Genomic DNA, 23,785 nt, shown 5'->3' on the forward strand with positions numbered 1-23,785 from the left:
CCGGAGCGGCAGAGCCGCTGCGGTGCGGGGTGTGAGGGAAGCGGGGAAGGGCTGATGGCGGCGCGAGGGACCAAGGGACAGGACCGGCGGGCCGGTACGGGTTCGCGGGTCGAGCCGGGCCAGGGTAGGCCGGGCCCCGGCGTGCCGGCCGCGCGGCGGCCGGTGCCGGTGCGACCCCGCCGGCGACGGCGCCGGACGGCCGGCTCGGTGTTCACCGCGCTCGGCGCGCTGGTGCTGCTGGCGGTGCTGCTGGCCGGTGTGCCGCTGCTGCTCGCCTACGGCACCCAGGCGGTGGCCGGGATGGGCGGCCAGAGCACCACCGGCCTGGCCGACCTGCTGACCAGCCCGGACGACGGCCGGATCTTCCTCTGGGTGCTGGTCGCGGTCGGCTGGATCGGCTGGCTCTGCTTCGCGGTGTCGGTGCTGCTGGAGATCCCGGCCCAGCTGCGGGGCCGGGTGGCCCGGCGGCTGCCCGCCTTCGGCTGGAGCCAGCGGCTGGCGGCCGGCCTGGTCGGCTCGGTGATCGCGCTGCTGCCGGTCGCGGGCTCCGCCTTCGCGGCCGTTCCGGAGCTGGTGCCCGCCACGGCGCCCGCCCAGGTGGCAGCCGCCCCGCAGTACGCCGCGCTGACCGCCGCCCCGGCGACCCCCGCGCTCACCCCCGCCGCCGACCAGCAGCCCACCTACACGGTGCGGGACGCCAGCCCGGCGGACAGCCTCTGGTCGATCGCCGAGAGCCAGCTCGGCTCCGGCGAGCGCTGGACCGAGATCGCCAAGCTGAACCAGGGTCAGGTGATGGACCAGGACGGCCGGCACTTCGACGCCGACCGGGCGATCCACCCCGGCTGGAAGCTCAAGCTGCCCGCCGACGCCAAGCCGCAGGCCCAGCAGGCCCCGGCCCCGCAGGCACCCGCCGCCCAGACCCCGCCCGCCCTGCCGGCCGGCCACGGCTCCGTCACGGTCAAGGCCGGCGAGAGCCTCTCGGTCATCGCCGAGCGGGAGTTGGGCGACGCCGAGGGCTGGCCCAAGCTGTTCGAGGCGAACAAGGGCGTCACCGCGCCCGATGGCTCGCGGCTCACCGACCCGGACGTCGTGGTGCCGGGCATGGTCCTCAACCTCCCGGGCGCCCCGGCTCCCGCGCCTGCTCCGGCTCCCGCTCCGGCCCCTGCGCCCGCTCCGGCCCAGGAGACGCCTGCTCCCGCTCAGCAGGCACCCGCCCCGGCGGCCACCGGGGCTCCGGTCCAGGGCCCGAGCGCACCCGCCCAGCAGCCGGCCGCCCAGCAGCCCGCCGCCGCCCGGGCCGCCGCGCCGAGCGACGACTACACGGTGGCGCTGGCCGCCTCCACCGTCGGTGTGGTGCTGGCCGCCGTCCTGGTCGGCACGGTGGCCCGCCGCCGGGGAGACCAGCAGCGGGCCCGGCGTCCCCGGCACCGGATCGCCCTGCCCGCTCCGCCCGTGCTCGCCTTCGAGTCCGAGCTGAAGGCCCGTCAGGACGGCGACGGCCTCGCCCTGCTGGACCGCGCGCTGCGCACCATGGGCCGCAACACCGTGCGCGGTGGCAAGCGGCTGCCCGCCCTGGTCGCGGCCCGGGTCACCTCGGGCCAGACCGTCGAACTCCACCTGGCCGCCCCGGCCGCGCCGATCGCCCCGTTCCGCGCCGCGCACGCGCCGAACGTCTGGTGGTGCCCGGACGACTCGCCCGAGCTGCTCTCGGTCTCGCAGGCCCGCAAGCACGCCGCCCCGTACCCGGCGCTGGTCACCCTCGGCAGCGGCCCGGACGGCGCGGTGGTGCTGGCCGATCTGGAGACCGTCCGGCTGATGCACCTCTCCGGCCACCCCGACGACGCCCGGGACGTCCTGCGCACCCTGGCGGTCGAGCTGGCGCACAGCCCGCTCGCCGACCGGGTCAACCTCCACCTGGTCGGCCTGGCCGAGGACCTGCCGCTGAGCGGCACCGCCGCCGAGCGGGTGCACCGGCACGACAGCCTGGAGGCCGCACTCGCCGCGCTCGGCCCGCGCACCGCCCGGGCCCGCGCCACGCTGGTCGCGGCCGAGGTGAGCAGTCCCCGGGACGCCCGCAGCCGGGGCCAGGAGGACGAGTCCTGGGTGCCCGAGATCGTGCTCTCCGCCCAGCCCCCCAGCGGCGATCTGCCCGCCGAGCTGGGCCGCCTGCTGGACGGGACCCCGCGCACCTGCCTGGCCGTGGTCACCCGCGCCCCCGAGCGCGGGACCGGCCCGGTCGCGCGCTGGACCCTGCCCAGCACCGGCCAGGCCACCATCCCCGGCCTGCACCTGTCCGTCGAGCTCCAGCGCTTGGGCGCCGAGCAGTACGGCCACGTCGGCGACCTGCTCCGCGCCTCCGTCGACACCAGCCAACTCCCGGCCCCGGACTGGACCCTCGACGGTGAGGAGCTGGAGCCGGCCGAGCTCCCGGTACCGGTGCTGGCCGCCGTCGGCGCCTCCGCCGGCACCGGCGGCCCGGACATCGACCGGGCCTTCCTCGGCACCAACCCCTTCGACGGTCCGGAGCCGACCACGCCGCTGCTGGACGGTCCCGCCTTCGCCGCCGCTGCCGCCTCCGCCACCGGCGGCCCCGGCTCGGGAGCCGGGCCGGACCTGATCGCCCGTCTGATCGCCACGGGCAGCAGCCCGTTCGCCGGCACCAGCCCGGCGGCCACCCCGCGGCACACCCTGAACGGCGCCGGTCTGACGCTGCGCAAGGGCGGTTCCCCGGTCGCGTCCGCGCTCCCCGCCCTCCCCGCGCTGCCGGTCACGCCCGTCGCAGCCGTCCCGCCGGCGGTCGTCCCCCCGGTGCCGGACCCGCGCATCGCGCCGGACCCGCTCACCGCGCCGATCCCGTTCGGAGCCCCGGACCCGTTCGGCACGGCGACGCCGCCCGGTCCCGCCGACGGCACCGTCCGGTCCGACCTGGGCCCCGCCGGGCCGCCGACCGACCCCGGGGCCGCTGCCGGGCCCGGGCCCGAGCCCGAGACGGACACCGAGTCGCTGCCCAAGGTGGTGGACGACCCGCTCACCGGGGAGTTCCCGCTGGCCGCCCCGGCGGTGCTCGCCGCCTTCGACGGGGTCCCGACTCCCGCCCGGCCGGCCGAGGTTCCGCCGCTGCCGACCTCCGTCCCGCCGACCGAGGTCCCGCCGGTCCCGGCCTACGAGCCGCCGCCGACCCACGAGGCGGTTGCTCCGCCCGCCGCGCACAGCCCGGCCCGCCCCACCCCGCCGCCGGCCGCGTACGTGCCGTCGCCGCAGGCACCGAACCAGGTGCCGGCCCTGCGCAGCGACAGCGAGGACCTGCTCGCCATCCTCCGCTCGCCGGAGGCGCACAACCTCCGCACCGCGCCCCGGATCCGGCTGCTCGGCCCGCCCGACCTGCTCGGCGCGAGCGGCCCGGTCAACCCGGAGGGCCAGGCCCGGCTCACCGAGCTGGCCGCCCTGCTGGCGCTGCGCCCGGGCGCCGACCTCGCCGCCCTGGACCACGCCCTGCACCCGGGCGCCGCCCACCTGGACCCGCACCCGACCACGGAGCAGTCCACCCCGCTCCCGGCCCGGCTGACCGAACTCGCCTCCTGGCTGGGCGAGTCGGCCGAGGGCCGGACCTTCCTCCCGCTGGAGGCGGGCGACGGCTTCGCCTTCGCACCGACGGTCAGCTGTGACTGGGACGAGTTCCGCAGCCTCTACCGGCGCGGCATGCGCTCCACCAGCTCCACCGCCGACGCGGCCCTGGCCCACGCCTTGGCCCTGGTCCGGGGCGCCCCGTTCGCCGAGGCCCCGGGCAACAGCTACGGGTGGGCCGAGCCCGAGCGGCAGGACATGCTGGCCGCGATCGTGGACACCGCCCACGAACTCGCCGCCCGCCGCCTCCAGTACGGCGACCACCGCACCGCCGAGGCCGCCATCTTCCGCGGCCTGGCCGTCGCCCCGGAGGTCGAGCTCCTGCACCGTGACCTCTTCTACGCCTACGCCTCGGCCGGCGCCCGCGACCAACTGGTCCGCGCGGTCAACCGCCTCGACGCCCTCAGCCGCCGCACCGGCCGCGACCTCGACCCCGACACCGTGGCCCTGCTCCGCGACCTGCTCACCGCCTGACGTCTCGTCGGCCCGTCGGCTCGGCACCGTTCCCGCCCGGGGACGGTGCCGAGTCCCGTTCCCGGGCCTGCCCCGGCCCACCGGGCTGCCCTCACGCCGTCCTCGGGCCGTACGGGTCTCCGGCTCCGGGCGCCGCCGAGGTGTGGCGGCGCTGCCAGAAGGGGCGGTCGGGCCAGCGGCGCTCCTGGGCGTAGACGGCGTGCCGGTTGCGGCGGTAGGCGGCACGCAGGGCGTCCAGGTTCTCCTGGTAGGCCGTCAGGGCGGTGCGGTCGCCGTCCAGGTGGGAGGCGAGGGCGTGGCCGGCGGTGGCGCCGGTGTGGAGGGCGGTCAGGACGCCCTGGGCGGAGAGCGGGTCGAAGGCGGTGGCGGCGTCGCCGACCGCCAGCCAGCCGGGGCCGAGCGGGGTGTCCAGCTGGGCGGAGTGGGCCGGGGCCCGGCGGGGCGGGACATCCGGGGCCGGCGGGTGGGCGGCGGCGAGGCGGGCGACGTGGGTGGTGCGGTCGAGCAGCCGGCGGAAGGCGGCCAGGCCGGTGGGCGCGGCCAGGTCGGCGTCGGTGAAGTAGCCGAGCAGGCGCCGCCCGCCGGGCATCGGCGCGGTGTACCACCAGCCGTCGGGGGCGGCCTCCAGCAGCGAGGTGCCGACCGGGGCCCCGCCGGCCGCCGGCTCCAACTCCAGCCGGACAGCGACCAGTCGGTCCGTCCGCTGCCGGGCGGCGGGCAGCCGGCCGGCCACCGCGCGCCGCCGCCCGGCCGCGTCCACCAGCCACTGGCAGTGCACCTGCCGGAGGGTGCCGCCGCCCTGGAGGGTGACGGTCCAGCCGCCTTCGGGCCGCCGGGTCGCGGACCGGACGGTGGTCCGCTCGGCCAGCTGTGCCCCGGCCCGTCCGGCCGCCGCGCGCAGGGCGCGGTCGAAGCGGGCCCGGTCCAGGTGCCAGCCGGGGCCGCGCGGATCCCGGATGTAGTCGGTGCTCGCGAGTGCCGCCGAGCCCCATGCCGACTGGTGCGCGTAGCAGGGCAGGTGCCCTTCGGCGAGCGGGAGTTCACCGGCGCCGAGGTCGCCCAGCAGCACCCGGGCCACCGAGGGCAGCGATTCGCCGGGCTTGCCCGGCCCGCCGCCCGCGTCCGCCAGCAGCACCGAGCACCCGCGCCCGGCCAGCGCGAGCGCGGTGGCCGCCCCGGCCGGGCCGCCACCGGCCACCAGGACGTCGCGGTGCAGGTCCATCAGACGTCGTCCCGGTGGCGTGCGACCTTGTCGATGAAGCCGGCCGTCACCTCGGCCTCGGTGTACCCGCTGGCGGCGATCGCCTCGGCGACGGCGTCCCCGGCCGCCGCGAGGTCGGTGTCGGCCGCCCGGGGCACGTGCAGGGTGACCAGGTTGTCGGTGTGGCCGACTCCGGTGAGGTCGAGGCCGGGGGTGGACTCCACCTGCATGACGGTGGCGAAGTCGGCGACGCCGTCCCGGACTTCGACGACGCCGAGCCGGTACCAGTCCTCGACCATCTGGTTGAGCTGCTCCGGGTTGCTGCCCCGGAGGCCGCGCAGCCAGACCGAGCGGCGCTCGAAGGCGGCGGTCCGCTCGGCGAGCGGGCGGCCGGTGTCCAGCACCACCCGGTAGTCCTCCTCGGCGAGTACGTGGTTGGGCACCCGGGCGGGCCAGAAGGTGGGCAGGTAGGGGTCGTTGCGCGGGCCGAGCGCGAGCTCGTAGCCGGAGCGGCAGCTCGCCGTGTCGGTCTGCCAGGGCACCGCCATCCACCGGGTCAGGTCGCCGGGGCCCTGGGCGTGCAGCGGGCCGTCCGGGCCGAGGGCCCGCTCGGGGGTGAGCACCGGGCCGTAGTCCGGCTCCGGCTCGCCGGAGGGGCGGTGCCGGATCCGGAACGGCGCCCGGTACATCGTCAGGTGCCGGATCGGCCAGGTCACTTCGCACCCCGGGTGGAAGGCGTCGGCCAGGCAGAAGTCCAGTGCCGCCCGGTCGAGCGCGGCGGGCCGCTCGGCGAGCGGCAGCTCGTCCAGCTCGCGGGCCGGCAGCACGGTGCCCCAGTCGTCCTCGAAGGTCCCGTCGGCCCAGAGCCGGAAGAGCTCCAGCTGGGTGGGGGAGAGGGCCAGGTGTTGGAGCGGGGTGCGCGGCGGGATCGCCATGCCGTCGCCGTACAGCCAGGGCCAGGGCACCGGGGAGGCGCCGTCCCGGGGGTAGTACCGCAGGGCGTCGAAGACCCGGCGGCGCAGCGCCTTGCGGCCCGGGGCGGTGGAGCTGAGCCGCTCCAGGCCCTCGTGCGTGGTGAAGTCGGCCAGCCCCTGGGCGCCGTAGTACCCGGCGAAGCCGTTGTTCACCCACTGGTGGTCGGCCAGCCGGAGCAGCAGCGGGGCGATGTGCCGGGTGAAGGAGACCGTGGCGGGGAAGGGGAGTTGGCCGTCCCGGACGAAGGCGTCGTACAGCAGGTCGTAGAGCGTGCGGATGCCCTTGACGGCCGGTGCGTAGTTCGGCGGCGCGACCACCACCCAGGCCGGGTCCACCGGGACCGGCCGGCCGCCGATCCGCACCTCGGCGGTGACCGGGCCGTCGGCGGTGTCGTCGTGCCAGCCCTCGTTGTTGGCGAAGGTGGTGGCGGGCCGGCCGTCGTACGAGGCGGAGCTGCCGAGGCCGCCGAAGACCAGCAGGCGCCCCTCGGTGTCGGTGCGCAGCTCGCCGAGGTTGACCGGCCTGCCGACGAAGGTGCCGTCGGCGAAGTGGTAGGCGGGGCCCGAGACTTCGCGGCCCGCGATGGTCACCGGGCTCGGCGTGACGGCCAGCTGCTCGCGCTGCGGGCCGGTGCGGTCGGCGTTGCGCAGGGCGGAGGGCCTGGCCAGCGCCGCGTCCGGGATGTCCAGGGCGAGTTGGAACTGATACCAGGCGGCCTTCCGGTTGGCCAGCTCCACCCGCCACTCGATCTCGGCCTGCTCCGGGGTGAGTTCGGCCACCACCCGGTCGTCGATGTCGTAGCCGTAGATCCGGAACCTGGCCACCTCCCGCTTCAGCGCCCCGGCGGGGTCCTTGGAGGACCCGGGCGCGGGCGGCAGCGGATCGGGCACTTCGGGGCCGAGGTAGTACTCCTCGGGGGAGTTGCCCACCCGGGCGACTCCGATCGCGGGGTGGATCGCGGCACGTACCACCTGGTCGAGCATGAACGCCTCCGGACGGAGCGGGACGACGGACCGTCAACGGTTCGCCCACGCACGGAGAATAGGCCCGCCCCGTCCGGTCACCGCGCCGCCCGGCCGACAACCGCACGGACGAGTGAACCCGGAGCCGCCCCGGCGCACGGCCGTGGTGCGGCCCTGCTGAGGCCGTTCTGCGGTCGAGGTGCGTCCGTGGTGCGGCATGATGAACCGCATGCACGAGCACGCGACCGAGTGGGTGGCCATCGCCTTCGAGGGCCCCGTCAAGGCGGCCCGGGTGCAGCGGTGGCTCGCCCTTTGACTGCGTGACCGGGGGATCGACTGGATGCCCTTCGACGAGCAGGACGTCCGGTACGACCTGACGTGCGGTGTCGGGCCGGACGCCCGCTGGTTCTGCTCGCGGGCGGTGTCCGTCCGGGCCGGCGCGCTGCGCCGTCTCGGCCTCCACCCGGACCAGCCCACCTCTGCCGCCGCCGATCCCCCGCCCGCCTGGTGGGACTCCTGGGACCGCTGACCGGCCGTCAGGGCCGCTGCCGCGCCAGCTCCGCGTTGGCCCGGGCGGCGACCAGGGTGAGGACCCGGCCGGCCGCCGCCAGGTCCTCGGCCGGGATGTCTTTCCAGACCCGGCCGGAGATCGCGCCGGACTCGGCGGCGGCGGTGTCGTAGAGCTGCCGCCCGGCCGGGGTCAGCTGGAGCAGGGCGCCCTCCTCGGCCAGCAGGCCGGCGGTGGTGAGCTCGCCGATGACGACCGCGACCTCGGCCGGGGTGGCCTTGAGCGAGTCGGTCACCGAGGCGGTCAGCTGCTCGCGGGTGGTGCTGCCGCCCGCCACCGCGACCACCCGCAGGGTGACGTTCTGCTGGAAGGTGGCGCCGTGCTGCGCCAGTACGCCTTCCAGGACGGCGCGGGCGGCGTAGTGGGCGAGGGCGAGCATCCGGGCGTCGGCGACGGGTGCGGCGGTGTCGGTCATGACTGCTCCTTCTCGGCGTGCGTGGCGTGCGGGGGGTGTGGTGCGAGCGGTGCGTCCAGCAGCAGGGCCAGCTCGCGGGTGAACTCCCGGGTGCGGGCGCTGCCCTGGCCTCCGAGGGGCTCCAGCAGCTGCTCCAGCAGCTCCTGCACCACCCCGATCGCCCGGCCCGTCACGTCCCGCCCCTGCTCGGTGAGGGCAAGCCGCATGGCTCGGGGGTCCGCCGGGTCCCGGCTGCGTCCGAGCAGCCCGGCGCCCTCCAGGGCCCGGGCCAGCTTCGAGACGTAGAGCGCCTCCAGCCCGGTGTGGTCGGCGAGTTGGCGCTGGCTCGGCTGCTGTCCGGTGCGGGCCATCCCGTGGAGCGAGGCCAGCAGGGAGTACTGGGCGTGGGTGAGGCCGAGCGGGGCGACCGCCCGGTCCACGGCGGTGCGCCACTTGGTCGACAGGCGCCAGACCAGGTACCCGGCGGTGGCCTTCTCGTGTGCTGCTGGGCTCATGGCAAATACCGTACATGGCTACTATGTCCATGGCTACTGTTCTCCGGTGCGGGCTAATCCGCTTGCCGCCGCCCGAGCCCGGACGGTAGAACGCCGACCATGTTGCGAGGAGAGCGAATCGGCCTGCGGGCCAGGATCGAATCCGACGTGCAGGTACTGCACGAGGAGCTGCACGACGACGTCCTCACCCGGTCGAAGGCCGACACCCGGCCCTGGCAGCCGACGCCCGTGGCGCACTCGGTCTACGCGGTCGGGGAGTCCTCCGCCGAGCACGCCCCGTTCACCGTGGTCGACCTGGGGTCCGGGGAAGTGCTCGGCGAGGCCATCGTCTGGGGCATCGACCAGCACAACCGGCTGGCCCACCTCGGCCTGGCCGTGCTCCCGGCCCACCGGGGCAAGGGCTACGGTGCCGAGGCGGTCAAGGTGATGTGCCGCTACGGCTTCCGGATCCGGGGCTTCCAGCGGCTCCAGCTGGAGACCCTGGCCGACAACCACGCGATGATCGGCGCCGCCGAGCGGAACGGCTTCGTCCGCGAGGGGCTGCTGCGCCGCAACGCCTGGGTCGACGGGGCGTTCCACGACGAGGTGGTGCTCGGGCTGCTCGCCGACGAGTGGCGCCCCTGATGCCGCATCCCGGGGTGGTCCGGGAAGGCGTCGAGGTGATCCCGCTCTGCGACGCGGTCGGTCCGATGGGGCATCAGATCGCCCGCCCGCTGGACGAGCTGTTCGGCGGCCCGGACCACCCGGTATGGCAGCAGCCGCCGTGGCGGGACGCGGACCGGGCCGAGCCCTGGACCCTGCACTTCCACAGCTACCTGCTGCGCACGCCGGGTGGGCGTACCGTCCTGGTGGACACCGGCCTGGGCGGCCCGGATTCCCCGGCCGCGAGCTGGGCGCCCGTGCCCGGGCGGCTGGCCGCCGAGCTGGCCGCCGCCGGCACCCGGCCGGAGGAGGTGGACACCGTGGTCCTGACCCACCTGCACAGCGACCACGCCAGCGGCAGCCTGGCCGCCGACGGCACCACCCCGGCCTTCCCGAACGCCCGCTACCTGGTCCAGCAGCGGGAGTTGGACTGGCTCCGGGCGGCCGGCTCCCCGATGCTGGCCGCCGTGGTCGAGCCGCTCCGCGCGGCCGGCTGCCTGGACGTCGCCGACGGCGGCCTGCGGCTCACCCCCGAGCTGACCCTGCTCGCCACCCCGGGCCACACCCCCGGCCACCAGAGCGTCGCGGTGGGGGAGCGCCGGCTGGTGGTGGCGGGGGACGTGGTGCTGCACCCCGTCCAGCTCGCCGACCCCACGGCCGGGTACCTCTACGACGAGGACCAGCCCGCCGCGACCGCCACCCGCCTCCGGCTGCTGTCCGAACTGGCTCAGGCCGAAGGCCTGTTGGCGACCGCCCACTTCGCCGATCCGTTCAGCGCGGTCCGATGAGCACGACGTCACCCGGGTCGGTCGGCGGCCCGCCGGAGGAGTCGGCCGACACGACGCTGTACGAGGTCTGGCACGCCCGCCATCTCGCCGTGGAGCCGGACGGCACGGTCATCCACCACGACCCCGACGGATCGCTGCACACCGACCAGGAGGAGTGGCGGATGCTCGGCCTGTTCTCCAGCGAGGCAGCCGCCGAGGCGTGGGTCACCCGGGCTCGGTTGCTGCCGGGCTTCCGCGAGGAGCCCGACTGCTTCGTGACCCATCCGGTCGATCCGGACCAGGACTCCTGGACCGGCGGGTACTTCACCTACTACTCCGGAGGCGACTCGTGACGCCCGCCGCCCGGACGCTGTACCGGCTGATCCACCGGCACCACTTCGTCCCGCCGGAGCACGAGCCGTACGAGCACGGCGAGCCGCTGTTCCGGAGCGATGACGAGGAGGACTTCAAGGAGCTCGGGCTCTACACCACCCGCGAGGCCGCCGAGCGGCGGATCGTCCTGGCCCGCGCGGAGCCCGGCTTCCGGGACAGCCCGGACGGCTTCGAGGTGCACCCCTGCACGGTGGACGAGCCGCGCTGGACGCGCGGCTTCTGATGCCGCCCCGGGAAGCCCCTCCCGGTCCCGCTGCGGCAGACGCTTCCCAGGCCGTATCCGCATCCGAACCCGGGTCCGAGCGGCGTCGGCAGGCGTCCGCGCCGTCCGGGGAGGTGAACGACCGTCAGGTCGGACCCGCAGGTCCGCCCGGTTCGCGTGCCCGTTCGGGACCGGCCGCGGCCCGGAGCACCTCCCTGGCTGCGCCGGGCCCGGGCACCGTAAGGTGGCGAGGACGTGGTGGCGGGCATCACGGCGTTTCGTCGCACGCGGGCGGCGGTTGGGGGCGGTGACCTGCGGTGGCGGACCTGACGGCGGGCGGCGGTTGGCCGGGCGGAGCGGCCGTGTCGGCCGAGGCTTTCACGACCGGCTGGACGGCCACCATCCCGGCGGCGAAGGTCGCCGGCCCGCACGGACCCGCCGCACCGAACGGACCTGCCGGCCCGCTCGGCGGGCCCGCTCCCACACCGGTGGTGCAGACCGTCGGCGACGGTGCCCGGGGGCGCATCCTGGTGATCGAGGGTGGTTACGGCACGGCCGGCCGCCGCTCCTGGGGGCGCGGGGCCGGCTCGCAGGCCCAGGTGCTCTCCACCCTGCTGGCCGGCGTCGCCCCGCAGACCCTGCTGGCCGCCGAGTCGGTGGACGCCGTCCACCTTCCCGGCGCGACCGACCCGCAGGGCGTGCTGGCCCATCTGCGCGCCGCCGCCCTGCACCCCGGCCCGCTGCTCATCCACCTCGGCGGCCACCTGGTCACCGACCGCCGGGGTGAGCACCTCTACCTGACGCTCCGTGACTCCAAGCCCGGCACGGTCCGCCAGGACGGCCTGCCCTGGCAGGCGCTGGCCGCCGAGCTCCAGCACCGGGGCGGCCTCCCCACCCTGGTGATCGCCGACCTCAGCGCCGACCAGGCCGCCTGGCCACTGGTGCAGAGCGCCATCTCCCCGCTGGCCGACGGCATCCCGCTGTGGGCCGTGGTCAGCCCGGATCAGGAGCAGATCGGCACCTTCTCCCGGGCCCTGATCGAGGTGCTGCACCGGGGCCGTCCCGGCGGCCCGGCGCTGCTGGCGCCCGAACTGCTCCGCGAACAGGTGCACTCGGTGGTCCGGCACGACTCGATCATCCTGCACTCCCATCCCACCGAGCGGCCGTTCTTCCGCAACACCTCCCGCCAGATCGGCGAGGCCGCCCCCGCCTTCCAGGACCTGCCGCGCCCGGCCGCCGTGCTGCCCAAGCCGCCCACCCGGTCGCCGAAGGCCAGGCCCGCTCCCGTCGTGCCCCCGGTCAAGCCGCCGTCCGGCGAGGGGGTGTCGCTGCGCAAGCCCGGGGTGCCGCCGACTCCGCGCCGGGTCGGGCCACCGGTCTCGCTCCGCAAGGGCGGTCCGCTGACGGACCCTCAAGCCGCCGCTCCGGTGCCCGCGTCCCGGTCCGTGCCCGCCACCGACGGGCCGTCGCTCCACCCGACCGCGGCCGTCTCCCTGTCCAAGCCCGCCGCCCTGGCCGGGACCGGCGTGCCGGTCAGCCTGGACAAGGCACCCGCCCCGGTCGCCCCGCCGACTCCGGCGGCCCCGCCGACCGAGGACTACCGGGAGGCGATCGGCCGCATCGTGCGCACCGCCGAGGCGGGCGACCACCCGGCCGCCACCGAGCTCGCCCTCGCCCTGGAGCGCACCATCCTCGCCCTGCACGGCCCCACCGCCCCCGAGGCGCTCCAGCTCCGCCAGGTCCGGGCCCACGTCGCCCGCCTGGCCGGCCGCCCCGCCGAGGCCGCCGAGCTCTACCGCGAGGTGGCCATGACGCTGCTCCGCGAGCGCGGTGCCGACGACCCCGAGACCCAGCAGATCGCCACCAACGCCGAAGCCTGCTGGCGTGCCGTCACCGACCGCACCGAGGCGCTCCGGATGGCTCCCGAGATCATCGAGCTCCGGGCCCACCTCCCCGGCCCGGAGGGTCGCAAACTCCGCGCTGCCGAACGGTACTTGAAGCAGCTCGCGGCGGCCGGCTGACCCTCGGGCGGCGGGCGGTCCGTCAGTCGGACAGGCCCCGGTCCGGGGCGCTCATGTCGCCGGTCCGCGGGGCGCCCTCGGCCAGCGCGTAGCGGAGCAGCACGGTGCCCCGGGGGCCGGCGGCCGGGGGCTCCAGCAGGGTGAGGCAGCTCGGGACGGTGCCCTCGCCGAAGACCTTCTTGCCGACACCGAGCACCACCGGGTGCACCCAGAGGTCGAGCCGGTCGAACAGCTGCTCCCGGAGCAGGCTCTGCACCAGGTCCAGACTGCCGACCACCTTGACGTGCGCGTGCCGCTCGCGGATCTCCCGCACGGCGGTGGCCAGGTCGGGCCCGAGCCGCACCGAGCCGGCCCACGGCAGGTCCGGATTGCCGCGCGAGGCTACGTACTTGGGGACCCGGTTGAACAGGGCGGCGATCCCGTCGTCCGGCCCGCCCTCCTGGTGCGGCCAGTAGGCGGCGAAGATGTCGTACGTCCGCCGCCCGAGCAGCAGTGCGTCGGTGTCCGCGTACGCGGCCGTGACCTGTGCCCCGGTGGCCTCGTCCAGCAGCGGCGCCTGCCAGCCGCCGAACGGGAAGCCGACCGGGTCCTCCTCCGGCCCGCCGGGCGCCTGCCCGACCAGGTCGAGGGTCGCGAACATCTCGATCTCGATGAGGCCCATGCGGGTCACCCTAGGGCCGGGACGGCGCCGTCCCCGTGAGGCCGGGCCGCACCGCTCGCCGGAACCCGCTCAGCCCGGACCGTAAGCCCGGTCGCCGCCGGAACCGGACCGGGCCTCGGCGGCCATCGCCGCCCGGGCCGCCCTGATCCGGGGGTCCGCAGCGCTCCCCATCCCGGCGAGGTTGAGGGAGGGTCGTACCGCCCGGAGCACGGCGGTCTCGATCCCGGCGAGGTCCGCACCGGCGGGCCCGCGCCACACCGAGATGCACAGCCGGGCCCGCATCCACGCCGTCAGCCGTTCGTCGCCTTCGGGTGCCAGGGCGTAGGTGGCGCTGCCGTCGGGCCGGGCGGGGTTGCGGGGCACCGCCCGGAGGGCGAGCGGCTCGCGCAGCAGCGCGGCCAGGGTGCGGCGCAGGGTGGAGGAGCCGGTCCGGCCGGTGGCGAAGTGGGTCCTCAGGTCCCTTCCCGCCAGGCTTCGTTCGGCCTTCCCGACGTAGAGCGGGCGGTCGGCGCCGCCGGTCCCGAGCTCACCGAAGGCCGCCGCGTCTCCGTGGATCGCGTAGAGGCCCGCCGCACTCGGTACCGCGTCGGCGGCCTCGCGGACCGGGTGGCGCGGCCCCCGGGTCAGCGCGGCCAGCACGGTGGGCAGGGTGGAGTCGTCCATGGCGGATCAGCCTAGCCGTCCCAACTCCGGCTGCCGGAGGGGTGGTTCGCGCCAGGTCGAACCACCCCTCCGGCCATCGCGCTAGCGGGCGCCGCCGTTGACGTAGAGGGTCTGGCCGCTGACGTAGGAGGCGTCCTCGCTGGCCAGGAAGGCGACCACGGCGGCGACCTCCTCGGGGAGGCCGACCCGGCGCAGCGGGGTGCGGTCGGCGGCGAGGGCCTGGTGCTCCTCGGCGGTGGCGCCGACCCGCTCGGCGGTGGCGGCGGTCATCGAGGTGGCGATGTAGCCGGGGGCGACGGCGTTGACGTTGACGTTGAAGGGGCCGAGCTCGATGGCCAGGGTGGCGGTGAGGCCCTGGATGCCGGCCTTGGCGGCGGCGTAGTTGGCCTGGCCCCGGTTGCCGAGGGCGGAGCGCGAGCTGAGTGAGACGATCTTGCCGTACTTCTGCTTGCACATGTACGTCTGCGCGACGTGGCTGCAGTTGTAGGCGCTGGTCAGATTGACCGTCAGGACGGCGTCCCAGTCGCTCTTCGGCATCTTGAAGAAGAGGTTGTCCCGGGTGATCCCGGCGTTGTTGACCAGGATGTGCAGCGCACCGAAGTCCCGGACCACGTCGGCGAAGACGCGCTCGACCGCGTCGTAGTCGGCCACGTCACAGCCGTAGGCCCTGGCACTGCCGCCCTTGGCGGTGATGGCGTCCACGGTGGCCCGGGCCCGCTCGGCGGTCAGGTCGAGGACGGCGACGGCGGCGCCCTCCTCGGCGAGCCGGAGCGCGGTGGCCGCGCCGATGCCCTGGGCCGCGCCGGTGACGACGGCGGTCTTTCCTGCGAAACGACTCATGGTGGTGAAACTCCCTCAGACCTTCTCGACCAGTACCGCGCTACCCTGCCCGACCCCGACGCACATCGTCGCCAGCCCGCGCCGCCCGCCCGTGCGCCGCATCCGGTGCAGCAGCGTGGTGAGGATGCGGGCACCCGAGCCGCCCAGCGGGTGGCCGAGCGCGATGGCCCCGCCGGTCGGGTTGACCAGCTCGGGATCGACGCCCAACTCCCGGACGCTGGCCAGCGCCTGGGCGGCGAAGGCCTCGTTGAACTCGGCCTCCGCCAGGTCCTCCAGCCGCCACCCGGTGCGGGCCAGCACCTTGCGGGTGGCGGGGACGGGGCCGATGCCCATCACGTCCGGGTGCACCCCGGCGGAGGCGCCGGCCACGTAACGGCCGAGCGGTTCGAGGCCGAGGTCGTGCAGGGCCTCCTCGCCGACCAGCAGCAGGCCGGCCGCGCCGTCGTTCATCGGCGAGGCGTTCCCGGCGGTGATGGTGCCGCCGGCCCGGAAGACCGGCTTCAACGCGGCGAGGCGCTCCAGCGTGGTGTCCTCGCGGATCGACTCGTCCTGGGTGACCGTCACCCCGTCCGGGCGGGCCACCGGGATCAGCTCGGCGTCGAACAGGCCGTCCTTGCGGGCGGCGGCGGCCCGCTGGTGGCTGCGCAGCGCGAAGGCGTCCTGGTCCTCCCGGGAGACGCCGTACCGGCTCGCCACCTCCTCGGCGGTCTCGCCCATGGAGAGCACGCCGTGCAGTTCGCGCATCCGGGGGTTGGTCAGCCGCCAGCCGAGCCGGGTGTCGAAGGTCTCCAGCTTGTGCGGGAGCGCCTCGTCGGGCCGGGGCAGCACGAAGGGCGCGCGGCTCATCGACTCGCAGCCGCCGGCCAGCACCACGTCCGCCTCGCCGGAGCCGATGGCCCGGGCGGCCGAGGTGACGGCCTCCATCCCGGAGGCGCAGAGCCGGTTCACGGTGGCGCCGGGCACGGTGTCCGGCAGGCCGGCCAGCAGGACCGCCATCCGGGCCGCGTTGCGGTTGTCCTCGCCGGCCTGGTTGGCGCCGCCCCAGTAGACGTCGTCGATCCGGGCCGGGTCCAACTGCGGTACGGCGTCGAGCAGTCCGCGCAGCACCAGGGCCGAGAGGTCGTCCGGCCGGACGGTGGAGAGCGCGCCGCGCAGCCGCCCGATCGGGGTGCGGCGGGCGGCGGCGAAGTAGACGGGACGCACGGTGGGGCTCCTCAACTACTGTGGGGTGGAAGGGGTGTCGGCATGGGCTCAGAAGGCGTTGACGCCGGTCAGCGCCCGTCCGATGAGCAGCTTCTGGATCTGGCTGGTGCCCTCGTAGAGGGTCATCACCCGGGCGTCGCGCAGGTACTTGCCGACGGGGTACTCGTCGATGAAGCCGTACCCGCCGAACACCTGGATCGCGCTGTTGGCGGCCTTCACGGCGGCCTCGCTGGCGAACAGCTTGGCGGTCGAGGACTCGGTGGCGAACGGCAGACCCCGGTCGATCAGGTCGGCCACCCGCCAGGTGAGCAGCCGGGCCGCCTCCAGGTCGACCGAGATGTCGGCCAGCAGCTCCTGCACCAACTGGTGGTGGGCGATGGACTTGCCGAACTGCTCGCGCTCGGTGGCGTAGCGGACGGCGGCCTCCAGGCTGGCCCGGGCGATCCCGACGCAGCCGGCCGCCACCGACATCCGGCCCTTGGCGAGTGCGGCCATGGCGACCGTGAAGCCCTTGCCCTCCGGGCCGAGCCGGGCCGAGTCCGGCACCCGGACGGCGTCGAAGGACAGCTCGGCGGTGGCCTGGCCGCGCAGGCCCAACTTGCCGTGGATCTCCCGGCGTTCGAAGCCCGGGGTGTCGGTCGGCACCAGGAAGGCGGTGACCCCCTTGTGGCCGGGCCCGCCGGTGCGGGCGAAGACCAGGGCGACGTCGGCCCAGGTGCCGTTGGTGATGAAGGTCTTGGCCCCGGTGATCAGCCAGTCGCCGGTCCGGTCGTCCCGGACCGCCCTGGTGACGAGGTTGGCGGCGTCCGAGCCGGTGCCGGGCTCGGTCAGCGCGAAGCAGGCCAGCGCCTCACCGGAGGTGAGCCTCGGCAGCCAGTGCCGCTTCTGCTCCTCGGTGCCGAAGCCGTTCACCGACTTGGCGACCAGGCCGAGCGAGACCGAGACGATGCCGCGCACCGAGGAGTCGCCCCGGCCCAGCTCCTCCAGCACCAGGCAGTACGCCAGGTGGTCGCCGCCGCTGCCGCCGTACTCCTCGGGGATGGTCAGGCCGAGGAAGCCGACCTCGCCCAGCTTGCCGATGACGGCCCGGTCCACCGACTCGGCGCGGTCCCAGGCGGCGGCGTGCGGGACGATCTCGCGGTCGGTGAACTCGGCGGCGAGTTCCCGGACGGCGGCCTGCTCCTCGGAGAGCTCCAGATTCACGGCGGTCCTCGGCGTCGGGGTGGGGGCGACCCGGTGGTCAAAACTAGCGGTGCAAGTTTTAATCGACTGTAGCCCGGCCCCGCAAGGGTGGGAAGACCCCACCTGGAAGACTGGCGCCACCGCCACCCGACTGGAGGAAGAGGAAGCAGCCATGGCCCGCCCGCGCACACCCCTGCTCAGCCGGGAGCGGATCGTCGGCGCCGCGCTCGCGCTGGCCGACGCCGAGGGGCTGGCCGCGCTCTCCACCCGGCGCCTGGCCACCGAGCTCTCGGTCAGCGGTCCGTCGCTCTACAACCACTTCGCCACCAAGGACGAGCTGCTGGACGCGGTGGTGGACAGCGTGATGGGTGAAGTCGACTTGTCGATGTTCGGGCCCGGCGCCGACTGGCGCGCGGCCCTGCGCGACTGGGCCCGCTCCTACCGGGCCGCGCTGGCCGCCCATCCGAACGTGGTGCCGGTACTGGCCCAGGGCCCGGGGCGGCGGCCGAACGCGCTGCGCCTGGCCGACGCCGTCTTCGGCTGCCTGGTCGAGGCCGGCTGGCCGCGCGGCCAGGCCACCCGGATCGGCGCGCTGATGCGGTACTTCGTCACCGGCTCGGCGCTCGGCTCCTTCGCGGCCGGCTTCCCCGAGGACGCCACCCTCTACGGCGAGGAGTACCCGCACCTCGGCGAGGCGCACCGGCTGGCCGAGCACCGCCGCCGGATCGACGAGGGCGCCTTCGAGACCGGCCTGGAGGCCCTGCTCGACGGCCTGGAACTGCGCTACGCCCGGCTGGCCGGTGAGGGCCGGGCGCCCGGGGCGGGCTGAGGACCGTCTCCTCGACGGGCCCGGGAGGCTGCCGTCGGGGCACGCGCCCTCCCTGCCCGACCACGGGCCGGAGGGGCCGTTCAACGACGCCTGCCGACGCGGCGGAGCGGCACCGTGTGACAGTCGACCCCATCGAGGAGACGGCCCTTGGCCGGGCCGCCGCCTGAGGGTCGGTCAGCTCCGGTCGAGGGCCGCCAGGGCGGCCAGCGCCGCGCGGACCTCGGACTCCGGGTCGCCCGCGTGGTAGACCTGCTCGGTGGCCTCGATGCCGTCCAGGAACTCCTGGTAGCGGACGGCGTAGCCGAGGTGGACCAGCGGCTCGGCCAACTCCAGCGCGCGGGCCGGGTCGGAGCCGGGCGCGTGGGTGGTCCAGGCGTCGATCCAGAGCCGGCGGACCGTCAGCCAGCGCTCCTCGGCGAGGAAGTCGCGCGGCCGGAGCCCGTCCACCGCCGGGTGGCCGAGGTAGCTGTCGGAGAAGTCGATCAGGGTGGTGCGCTCGCCGTCGTAGCGCCAGTTGCCCGGGTGGAAGTCACCGTGCACCAGCGTCTCGGGCAGCCCGCAGGCGGCCAACTCGTCGACGATCGAAGGGAGTTCCGTGAGCAGGCGGGCGGCGGCGGTGCGCTCCTCGGTGGTCAGGCCGGTGAGGCGGGGGAGCAGCTCGGCGAAGGCGCTCACCAGGGTGCGGGGCGTGCGGTCGGGGAGGCCGTCCGCCCGGCCGGCCAGCGCGGCCTGGGCCGCGGCCAGCCGGGGCACCGCCGCCAGCATGCCGTCCTCCGGCAGGCCCCAGCAGTCCACCCCCGGGGCGTCTCCGAGCAGCAGTCGGCCCGGCTCGGCGGCCAGGACGGCGGGCACCGACTCCGGTGCCACCGAGGCGAGATGACGGATCACCAGTGCCTCGTCCACCGCGAACGGGGGAGTGGTCTTCAGCCAGGCCGCACCCTCGCCGACCGGCAGCCGGTAGAGCCCGGAGAGGTTCCAACTCTTCTCCTGGCGGACGGGGCCGGTCGCCCCGGCCCGCTCGGCCGCCCAGTCGAGTGCGGCCCGCAGCCCGTCCGGGGTGGCCCAGAGCGCCCGCAGCGGATCGGCGCCGACCTCCAGCGCGGTGGGCGCCAGGGTGACCGGCGGACGCCCCAAGGCCTCGACGTGGTAGGCGACTTCGCCACCCACCCCGCCGGTCCCGCCGTGGGTCAGCAGCCGCAGCACCAGCACCGGCACGCCGAGCAGCCGCTCGGCGCCCTCGGCCACCCCGCCGGTCTGCTGCCAGCGGGGATGGGCTACCGGGAACGGCCCCACCTGCCCGAGCACTTCACCCTGGTACGTCACCAACACCGTCACGCTGCGCTCTGTCACCCGCGCAGTCTCGGGCCCGGTGATTGTCGGGGCAAGCGGATTTCCCCGAGGGGGCGGGCGTCCGGACCCGCGTGCACCTGCCCGGCGGGGAGGCGCGTTCGGTGCCCCCGGACCTGGGGGGCCGTGCCCGGCCGGGTAGTTGCCCTGCGTGCCGCTCGGTCGGCGCGGGAGGCGTGCGCAGCGCTCCGGTGGCGGGGGCGGTTCGTCCGGGGCCGCGAGCGCCGTCCCGGAGGGGAGGCGCGGCCGGTGCTCCCGGACCTGGGTGGGCCCGGCTCTCGGTGTATCCGCCGTGCCCGGCCGGGTAGTTGCCCTGGCTGCCGCTCGGCCGGCGCGGGAGGCGTGCGCAGCTCCCCGGCGGCGGGGGCGGTTCGTCCGGGGCCGCGAGCGCCGTCCCGGAGGGGAGGCGCGGCCGGTGCTCCCGGACCTGGGTGGGCCCGGCTCTCGGTGTATCCGCCGTGCCCGGCCGGGTAGTTGCCCTGGCTGCCGCTCGGCCGGCGCGGGAGGCGTGCGCAGCTCCCCGGCGGCGGGGGGCGGTTCGTCCGGACCCGCGAGTGAGGCGTGGCCGGTGCGCACGCTGGGGCGGCCGGGTCGTCTGCTCTGCCTGTTGCTCGGCCGGGGCGCGAGCGGTACGCAGTGCTCCGGCGGCGCTCCGCCTGACCTCACCCGCCCGCCCGCCCACGCCCCGGCCCTGCCGGGCTGCCGCCCGGCTCACTCGTACTCGGTGCCGCCCTTGCGGGTCAGGTAGGCGCCGCTGACCACCTTGGCGATCGCCCGGCCGCCGGTGACGGGGCTGTACCGCTCGACCACCGGGCGGACCACCACGCCCTCCCGGATGTGGAGTTGTCGGCCGGAGACGGTCTCCCGGCCGTCGGCCAGCGCCAGCACCGTCTCGGTGTCGAACGGGCCGCGCCACAGCTCCGGTACCAACGGGAGCTCACCGTCCAGGAGTTCGGCCGCGTCCAGCCAGCGCAGCTGCCCGTCGATCACCGCCGAGACGGCGAAGACCGCGTAGCCGGGCAGCTCGGTACGGCCGGACTCGCCGTAGCCGAGGTCCTGCACGCCGACGCCGAACACCTCACCGAAGACGCCCACCCGCTCGGCGTCGAGCCGCTCGGCCAGCCGGGCGGCCACCTCGGGGACGCCGTGCGCCCTGACGGTCCGCCAGTAGAGGTTGGCACCGTCCTCCTTGAGCGCCAGGCCCTGGGAGCCGATGCCCTTGGAGGAGACCTGCACCTCGCCGGAGCCGGCGTGCAGGGTGAGCAGGCAGCAGGTGCCGTGCAGCTTCTCGGTGACCACCACCGGCTCGCCCGGCTCGAAGACGTCCGGGAAGCGCTTGAGGTTCTCCACGTCGACCCAGGGCAGCAGCTCCGGGGCCGACTCCACGTCCCCGCCCATGCCGACCGGGATCGGCGGCACCCACTTGGTGATGCCCAGCCGCTCGGCCAGGTCGGTGCCGTCGGCCTCGGCCGCGGTCAGCTCGGCCTCGGAGATCGCGGCCGGACGGCAGACGACGCCCTGAGAGAGCTCGCCGCGCAGCCGGACAGCCTTGACCCGGTCGTGGTTGCCGCCGGCCAGCCGCCCGGTCAGGCCCAGCTCCTCGATCAGCCCGGCGGGCAGCACGGCCTGCTCGGGGATGTAGACGGCCAGGTCCCCCGTCTTGTAGGCGCCCTTGGCGACCACCGCGCGGTAGAGGCCGACCTGGGCCAGCTCCAGCGCGTCGGCGTTCGGATGGGTCAGGACGGTCAGCCGCTCGACCGTCACTCGCAATGTCGACATGTCGGTACCTCCCCCGTTGATGTGGACGAGGCCCACTGTGCCGGGAGCGGAGCGCGGGAGGCGAAGGGTTTTCCGCCGGCGGAGCCTCAGCGCGGGAGGAAGGCCGGCCGCAGGTTCGGGTCCACCGGGTCGTAGTAGCGGTGGTAGACCGGGGTCAGTCCGCCCGAGACCGGCGGGACGATCCAGCTCCAGTCCGCCGGGGTGGGCCGACCGAGCCGCTCCTCCTGGGCGATGTGCTTGAGGAAGCGCTCCGACTCGGTGTGGTGGTCGGCGATGGTGACGCCCGCCTCCTGGAAGGAGTGCAGCACCGCGAGGTTCAGTTCCACCAGCGCGCGGTCCCGCCACAGCGTCCGCTCCGAGGAGGTGTCCAGCCCCAGGCGGCGTGCCACCTCCGGGAGTTGGTGGTAGCGGTCGGCGTCCGCGAGGTTGCGGGCGCCGATCTCGGTGCCCATGTACCAGCCGTTGAACGGCGCGGCCGGGTAGCGGATGCCGCCGATCTCCAGCGTCATGTCACTGATCGCCGGGACGGCGTACCAGCGCAGCCCGAGCTCGGCGAACCACGCATGCTCGGGGTGGCGCAGCTCCACCTCCAGCACCGCGTCCTCGGGCACCTCGTACAGGTGCGGCTCCTCCTCCGGCCGCCGCCGCACCATCAGCGGGAGCACCTCGAACCGCTCCTCGCCGCCCTTCCACCCGGACTCCCGTGCCAGCGCGGTGAGTTCGGCCCCGGCCGGGTCGCCGACCAGCGGTCCTTCGGCGGCGGCGTGCCCGGCGTAGCGGACCAGCTGGTGGTTGACGATCCGGGGCGCCGGGCGGCCGGGCCGGTCGGGGGCGAAGACGGTGATCACCGGCCGGATCCGCCCGCCGTTGGTGGCGGCCCGCAGGTGGTCGAAGCACGCGGCGGCCAGTTCGTCGGGGGAGTCCACCTCGCGCCGGTCCCGGACCACCAGGCTGCGCCAGTACAGCCGCCCGATGCAGCGGGCCGCGTTCCGCCAGGCCAGCCGGGCCCCGAAGGCCAGCTCCTCGGCGGTGTGCTCGTACGTGCCGGTCCGCTCGATCTCGGCGAGCACCTGACGGACCCTCGGCGCCGGATCACCGGCCGCCGGCACCTCCCGGTGGTACTGCCGGACGAAGTCCACCGCCGCCCCGGCGAGCGAGCCCTCGGCGGGGGGCGCCACCGGGGCGGCCACCGGGGGCTCCGCCGCCTGGCCGCCGCCACCGGAGTACGGACAGCCCGGCGCGGTGGCGGCGACGGCGGACCTGCGGTTACTGCGGTTGCGAAGCCGACTGAAGATCAAGGACACCTACCTCCCACGGCCATGGAAGCGGAGGTGCCGGACCGGCCGGGCGGAGTGCGTGAATTCCGCCCGGCCGGTGTGATGACCCGCTAAGGTGCGCGGCCGACCATCCGCGCGGCCGAGCATCCGCGCGGCCGACTACCCGCGCGGCCGACCACCCGGGTGGCTGGCCCGTCGGGCGGTCGGCCCTGCGGCCCGCCGGGGTGGTCAGCCCCGGGGGAAGGAGAGCGAGAGCCCGAACCGTCCGGCCCGGTCGGTCCACCACCGGGACAGCTCCAGCCCGGCCGCCGCCAGCTCGGCGGTGATGCCCTCCCGGCGGAACTTGGCCGAGACCTCGGTGCGCAGTTCCTCGCCCCGCGCGAAGTCGACGGTGAGCCCGAGCTCGCCGACCTTCACGGTCTGCGCGATCCGCGAGCGCAGCCGCATCTCGATCCACTCCTCCCGCTCGTCCCAGAGCGCCACGTGCTCGAACAGGGTCGGGTCGAAGTCGGCGGCCAGCTCCCGGTTCACCACGTTCAGCACGTTCTTGTTGAAGGCCGCCGTCACGCCGGCCGCGTCGTCGTAGGCGCGGACCAGTACCTCACGGTCCTTCACCAGGTCGGTGCCGAGCAGCAGCGCGTCGCCCGGTGCCATCGCCTCCCGCAGCCGCTTCAGGAAGACCTCCCGCTCGGCGGGCAGGAAGTTGCCCAGCGTGCCGCCGAGGAAGACCACCAGCCGGGGGCCGCCACCGGGCGGCAGGCCCAGCTGCTCGGTGAAGTCGGAGACCACCGCGTGGGTGGTCAGCTCCGGGTAGTCCACGGTCAGCGACTCGGCGGCGGCGGTCAGCGCGCTCTCGCTGACGTCCACCGGCACGTAGGTGCGCAGGGTGCCCAGGCCGTGCAGGGCGTCCAGCAGCAGCCGGGTCTTCTCCGAGGCGCCGGAGCCGAGTTCGACCAGGGTGCGGGCCCGGGTGGCGCGGGCGATCTCGGCCGAGCGGTCGGTCAGGATCTCCCGCTCGGCCCGGGTCGGGTAGTACTCCGGCAGCCGGGTGATGTCCTCGAACAGCTCACTGCCGCGCGCGTCGTAGAACCACTTCGGCGGCAGCGTCTTCGGACTCCCCGTCAGACCGTGGCGCACGTCGTGCCGTAGGGCGTGGCTGAAGTGGTCGGCGGGCAGCAGGCGGGTCAGCTGGTGGGTCTTCACGGCGGTGCTCCTTCGTGCGTGCGTACCTGCGGTCTGCGGGTGTGCGTGCGTGTGTGTGGGGTC

At 75.6% G+C, this 23,785-nt stretch carries 21 protein-coding genes; 8 read left to right on the forward strand and 13 right to left on the reverse strand.

The window, feature by feature from the left end; all coding sequences use genetic code 11:
* Positions 1–207 precede the first annotated feature (207 nt).
* Entirely contained in the window at positions 208–4,098 is a 3,891-nt protein-coding gene (locus tag ACIRBX_RS16195) for a BTAD domain-containing putative transcriptional regulator (RefSeq protein ID WP_402297171.1), read from the forward strand.
* 91 nt (positions 4,099–4,189) lie between these two features.
* Here ACIRBX_RS16195 and ACIRBX_RS16200 read toward each other — a convergent pair whose 3' ends face one another.
* Positions 4,190–5,320: an FAD-dependent oxidoreductase gene (locus ACIRBX_RS16200; protein WP_402297173.1), complete on the reverse strand. Its 1,131-nt coding sequence runs from the start codon at positions 5,318–5,320 to the stop codon at positions 4,190–4,192.
* Positions 5,320–7,257 carry a LodA/GoxA family CTQ-dependent oxidase gene (locus ACIRBX_RS16205; protein ID WP_402297175.1) on the reverse strand — a complete coding sequence of 646 codons (1,938 nt, stop codon included), beginning with the start codon at positions 7,255–7,257 and terminating at the stop codon, positions 5,320–5,322. Before ACIRBX_RS16205 ends, ACIRBX_RS16200 begins: the two co-directional genes overlap by 1 nt.
* 319 nt (positions 7,258–7,576) lie before the next feature.
* On the opposite strand from ACIRBX_RS16205, the gene ACIRBX_RS16210 reads away from it, so the two are divergent.
* Positions 7,577–7,765, forward strand: a complete 189-nt coding sequence (locus ACIRBX_RS16210) for a hypothetical protein (RefSeq protein ID WP_402297177.1) — start codon at positions 7,577–7,579, stop codon at positions 7,763–7,765.
* Positions 7,766–7,772: 7 nt separating this feature from the next.
* Here the strand turns inward: ACIRBX_RS16210 and ACIRBX_RS16215 are convergent, their stop codons facing one another.
* Positions 7,773–8,219 (reverse strand): MarR family transcriptional regulator, encoded by a 447-nt coding sequence (locus ACIRBX_RS16215; protein WP_402297179.1) that lies wholly within the window; start codon positions 8,217–8,219, stop codon positions 7,773–7,775.
* Entirely contained in the window at positions 8,216–8,713 is a 498-nt protein-coding gene (locus tag ACIRBX_RS16220) for a MarR family winged helix-turn-helix transcriptional regulator (protein ID WP_402297181.1), read from the reverse strand. The genes ACIRBX_RS16215 and ACIRBX_RS16220 overlap by 4 nt, the downstream gene beginning before the upstream one ends.
* 99 nt (positions 8,714–8,812) lie before the next feature.
* Between ACIRBX_RS16220 and ACIRBX_RS16225 the strand changes: the two genes are divergently transcribed.
* The 5 genes from ACIRBX_RS16225 (at position 8,813) to ACIRBX_RS16245 (ending at position 12,738) form a co-directional block, all read left to right on the forward strand.
* Positions 8,813–9,337, forward strand: coding sequence for a GNAT family N-acetyltransferase (locus ACIRBX_RS16225; RefSeq protein WP_402297183.1), 525 nt, complete (start codon positions 8,813–8,815; stop codon positions 9,335–9,337).
* Positions 9,337–10,143, forward strand: coding sequence for an MBL fold metallo-hydrolase (locus ACIRBX_RS16230; protein ID WP_402297185.1), 807 nt, complete (start codon positions 9,337–9,339; stop codon positions 10,141–10,143). The genes ACIRBX_RS16225 and ACIRBX_RS16230 overlap by 1 nt, the downstream gene beginning before the upstream one ends.
* Entirely contained in the window at positions 10,140–10,475 is a 336-nt protein-coding gene (locus ACIRBX_RS16235; RefSeq protein ID WP_402297187.1) for a hypothetical protein, read from the forward strand. The genes ACIRBX_RS16230 and ACIRBX_RS16235 overlap by 4 nt, the downstream gene beginning before the upstream one ends.
* Positions 10,472–10,738, forward strand: coding sequence for a hypothetical protein (locus ACIRBX_RS16240; protein ID WP_402297189.1), 267 nt, complete (start codon positions 10,472–10,474; stop codon positions 10,736–10,738). The genes ACIRBX_RS16235 and ACIRBX_RS16240 overlap by 4 nt, the downstream gene beginning before the upstream one ends.
* Positions 10,739–11,079: 341 nt before the next feature.
* The gene (locus tag ACIRBX_RS16245) at positions 11,080–12,738 is read left to right on the forward strand and encodes a hypothetical protein (protein ID WP_402297191.1); all 1,659 of its coding nucleotides are present in this window, start codon (positions 11,080–11,082) and stop codon (positions 12,736–12,738) included.
* Between the two features lie 22 nt (positions 12,739–12,760).
* Here ACIRBX_RS16245 and ACIRBX_RS16250 read toward each other — a convergent pair whose 3' ends face one another.
* The 5 genes from ACIRBX_RS16250 to ACIRBX_RS16270 all read right to left on the reverse strand — a co-directional run bounded on the left by ACIRBX_RS16250 (position 12,761) and on the right by ACIRBX_RS16270 (position 17,308).
* The gene (locus ACIRBX_RS16250; RefSeq protein ID WP_402297192.1) at positions 12,761–13,399 is read right to left on the reverse strand and encodes a dihydrofolate reductase family protein; all 639 of its coding nucleotides are present in this window, start codon (positions 13,397–13,399) and stop codon (positions 12,761–12,763) included.
* 69 nt (positions 13,400–13,468) lie between these two features.
* The gene (locus ACIRBX_RS16255; RefSeq protein ID WP_402297194.1) at positions 13,469–14,062 is read right to left on the reverse strand and encodes a GIY-YIG nuclease family protein; all 594 of its coding nucleotides are present in this window, start codon (positions 14,060–14,062) and stop codon (positions 13,469–13,471) included.
* An 81-nt stretch (positions 14,063–14,143) separates the two neighbouring features.
* Positions 14,144–14,902 carry a 3-oxoacyl-ACP reductase FabG gene (fabG, locus tag ACIRBX_RS16260; protein WP_402297196.1) on the reverse strand — a complete coding sequence of 253 codons (759 nt, stop codon included), beginning with the start codon at positions 14,900–14,902 and terminating at the stop codon, positions 14,144–14,146.
* A gap of 15 nt (positions 14,903–14,917) precedes the next feature.
* Complete coding sequence (locus ACIRBX_RS16265) at positions 14,918–16,105, reverse strand: acetyl-CoA C-acyltransferase (protein ID WP_402297197.1); 1,188 nt, start codon at positions 16,103–16,105, stop codon at positions 14,918–14,920.
* Positions 16,106–16,153: 48 nt separating this feature from the next.
* Positions 16,154–17,308: an acyl-CoA dehydrogenase family protein gene (locus ACIRBX_RS16270; protein ID WP_402297198.1), complete on the reverse strand. Its 1,155-nt coding sequence runs from the start codon at positions 17,306–17,308 to the stop codon at positions 16,154–16,156.
* A 151-nt stretch (positions 17,309–17,459) separates the two neighbouring features.
* Here ACIRBX_RS16270 and ACIRBX_RS16275 point away from each other — a divergent pair, with 151 nt between their 5' ends.
* Positions 17,460–18,116, forward strand: a complete 657-nt coding sequence (locus ACIRBX_RS16275) for a TetR/AcrR family transcriptional regulator (protein ID WP_402297199.1) — start codon at positions 17,460–17,462, stop codon at positions 18,114–18,116.
* Between the two features lie 174 nt (positions 18,117–18,290).
* Here ACIRBX_RS16275 and ACIRBX_RS16280 read toward each other — a convergent pair whose 3' ends face one another.
* The 4 genes from ACIRBX_RS16280 to egtD form a co-directional block, all read right to left on the reverse strand.
* Positions 18,291–19,466, reverse strand: coding sequence for a phosphotransferase (locus tag ACIRBX_RS16280; RefSeq protein WP_402297201.1), 1,176 nt, complete (start codon positions 19,464–19,466; stop codon positions 18,291–18,293).
* A 708-nt stretch (positions 19,467–20,174) separates the two neighbouring features.
* The gene (locus tag ACIRBX_RS16285) at positions 20,175–21,242 is read right to left on the reverse strand and encodes an RNA ligase (ATP) (protein WP_402297203.1); all 1,068 of its coding nucleotides are present in this window, start codon (positions 21,240–21,242) and stop codon (positions 20,175–20,177) included.
* 86 nt (positions 21,243–21,328) lie between these two features.
* Positions 21,329–22,432 (reverse strand): nitric oxide synthase oxygenase, encoded by a 1,104-nt coding sequence (locus tag ACIRBX_RS16290; RefSeq protein WP_402297627.1) that lies wholly within the window; start codon positions 22,430–22,432, stop codon positions 21,329–21,331.
* A 315-nt stretch (positions 22,433–22,747) separates the two neighbouring features.
* Positions 22,748–23,722 (reverse strand): L-histidine N(alpha)-methyltransferase, encoded by a 975-nt coding sequence (egtD, locus tag ACIRBX_RS16295; RefSeq protein WP_402297205.1) that lies wholly within the window; start codon positions 23,720–23,722, stop codon positions 22,748–22,750.
* Positions 23,723–23,785: the final 63 nt, after the last annotated feature.

The sequence above is a fragment of the Kitasatospora sp. NPDC096147 genome (assembly GCF_044763225.1).
In the GTDB taxonomy this organism is placed as follows: Bacteria; Actinomycetota; Actinomycetes; order Streptomycetales; family Streptomycetaceae; genus Kitasatospora.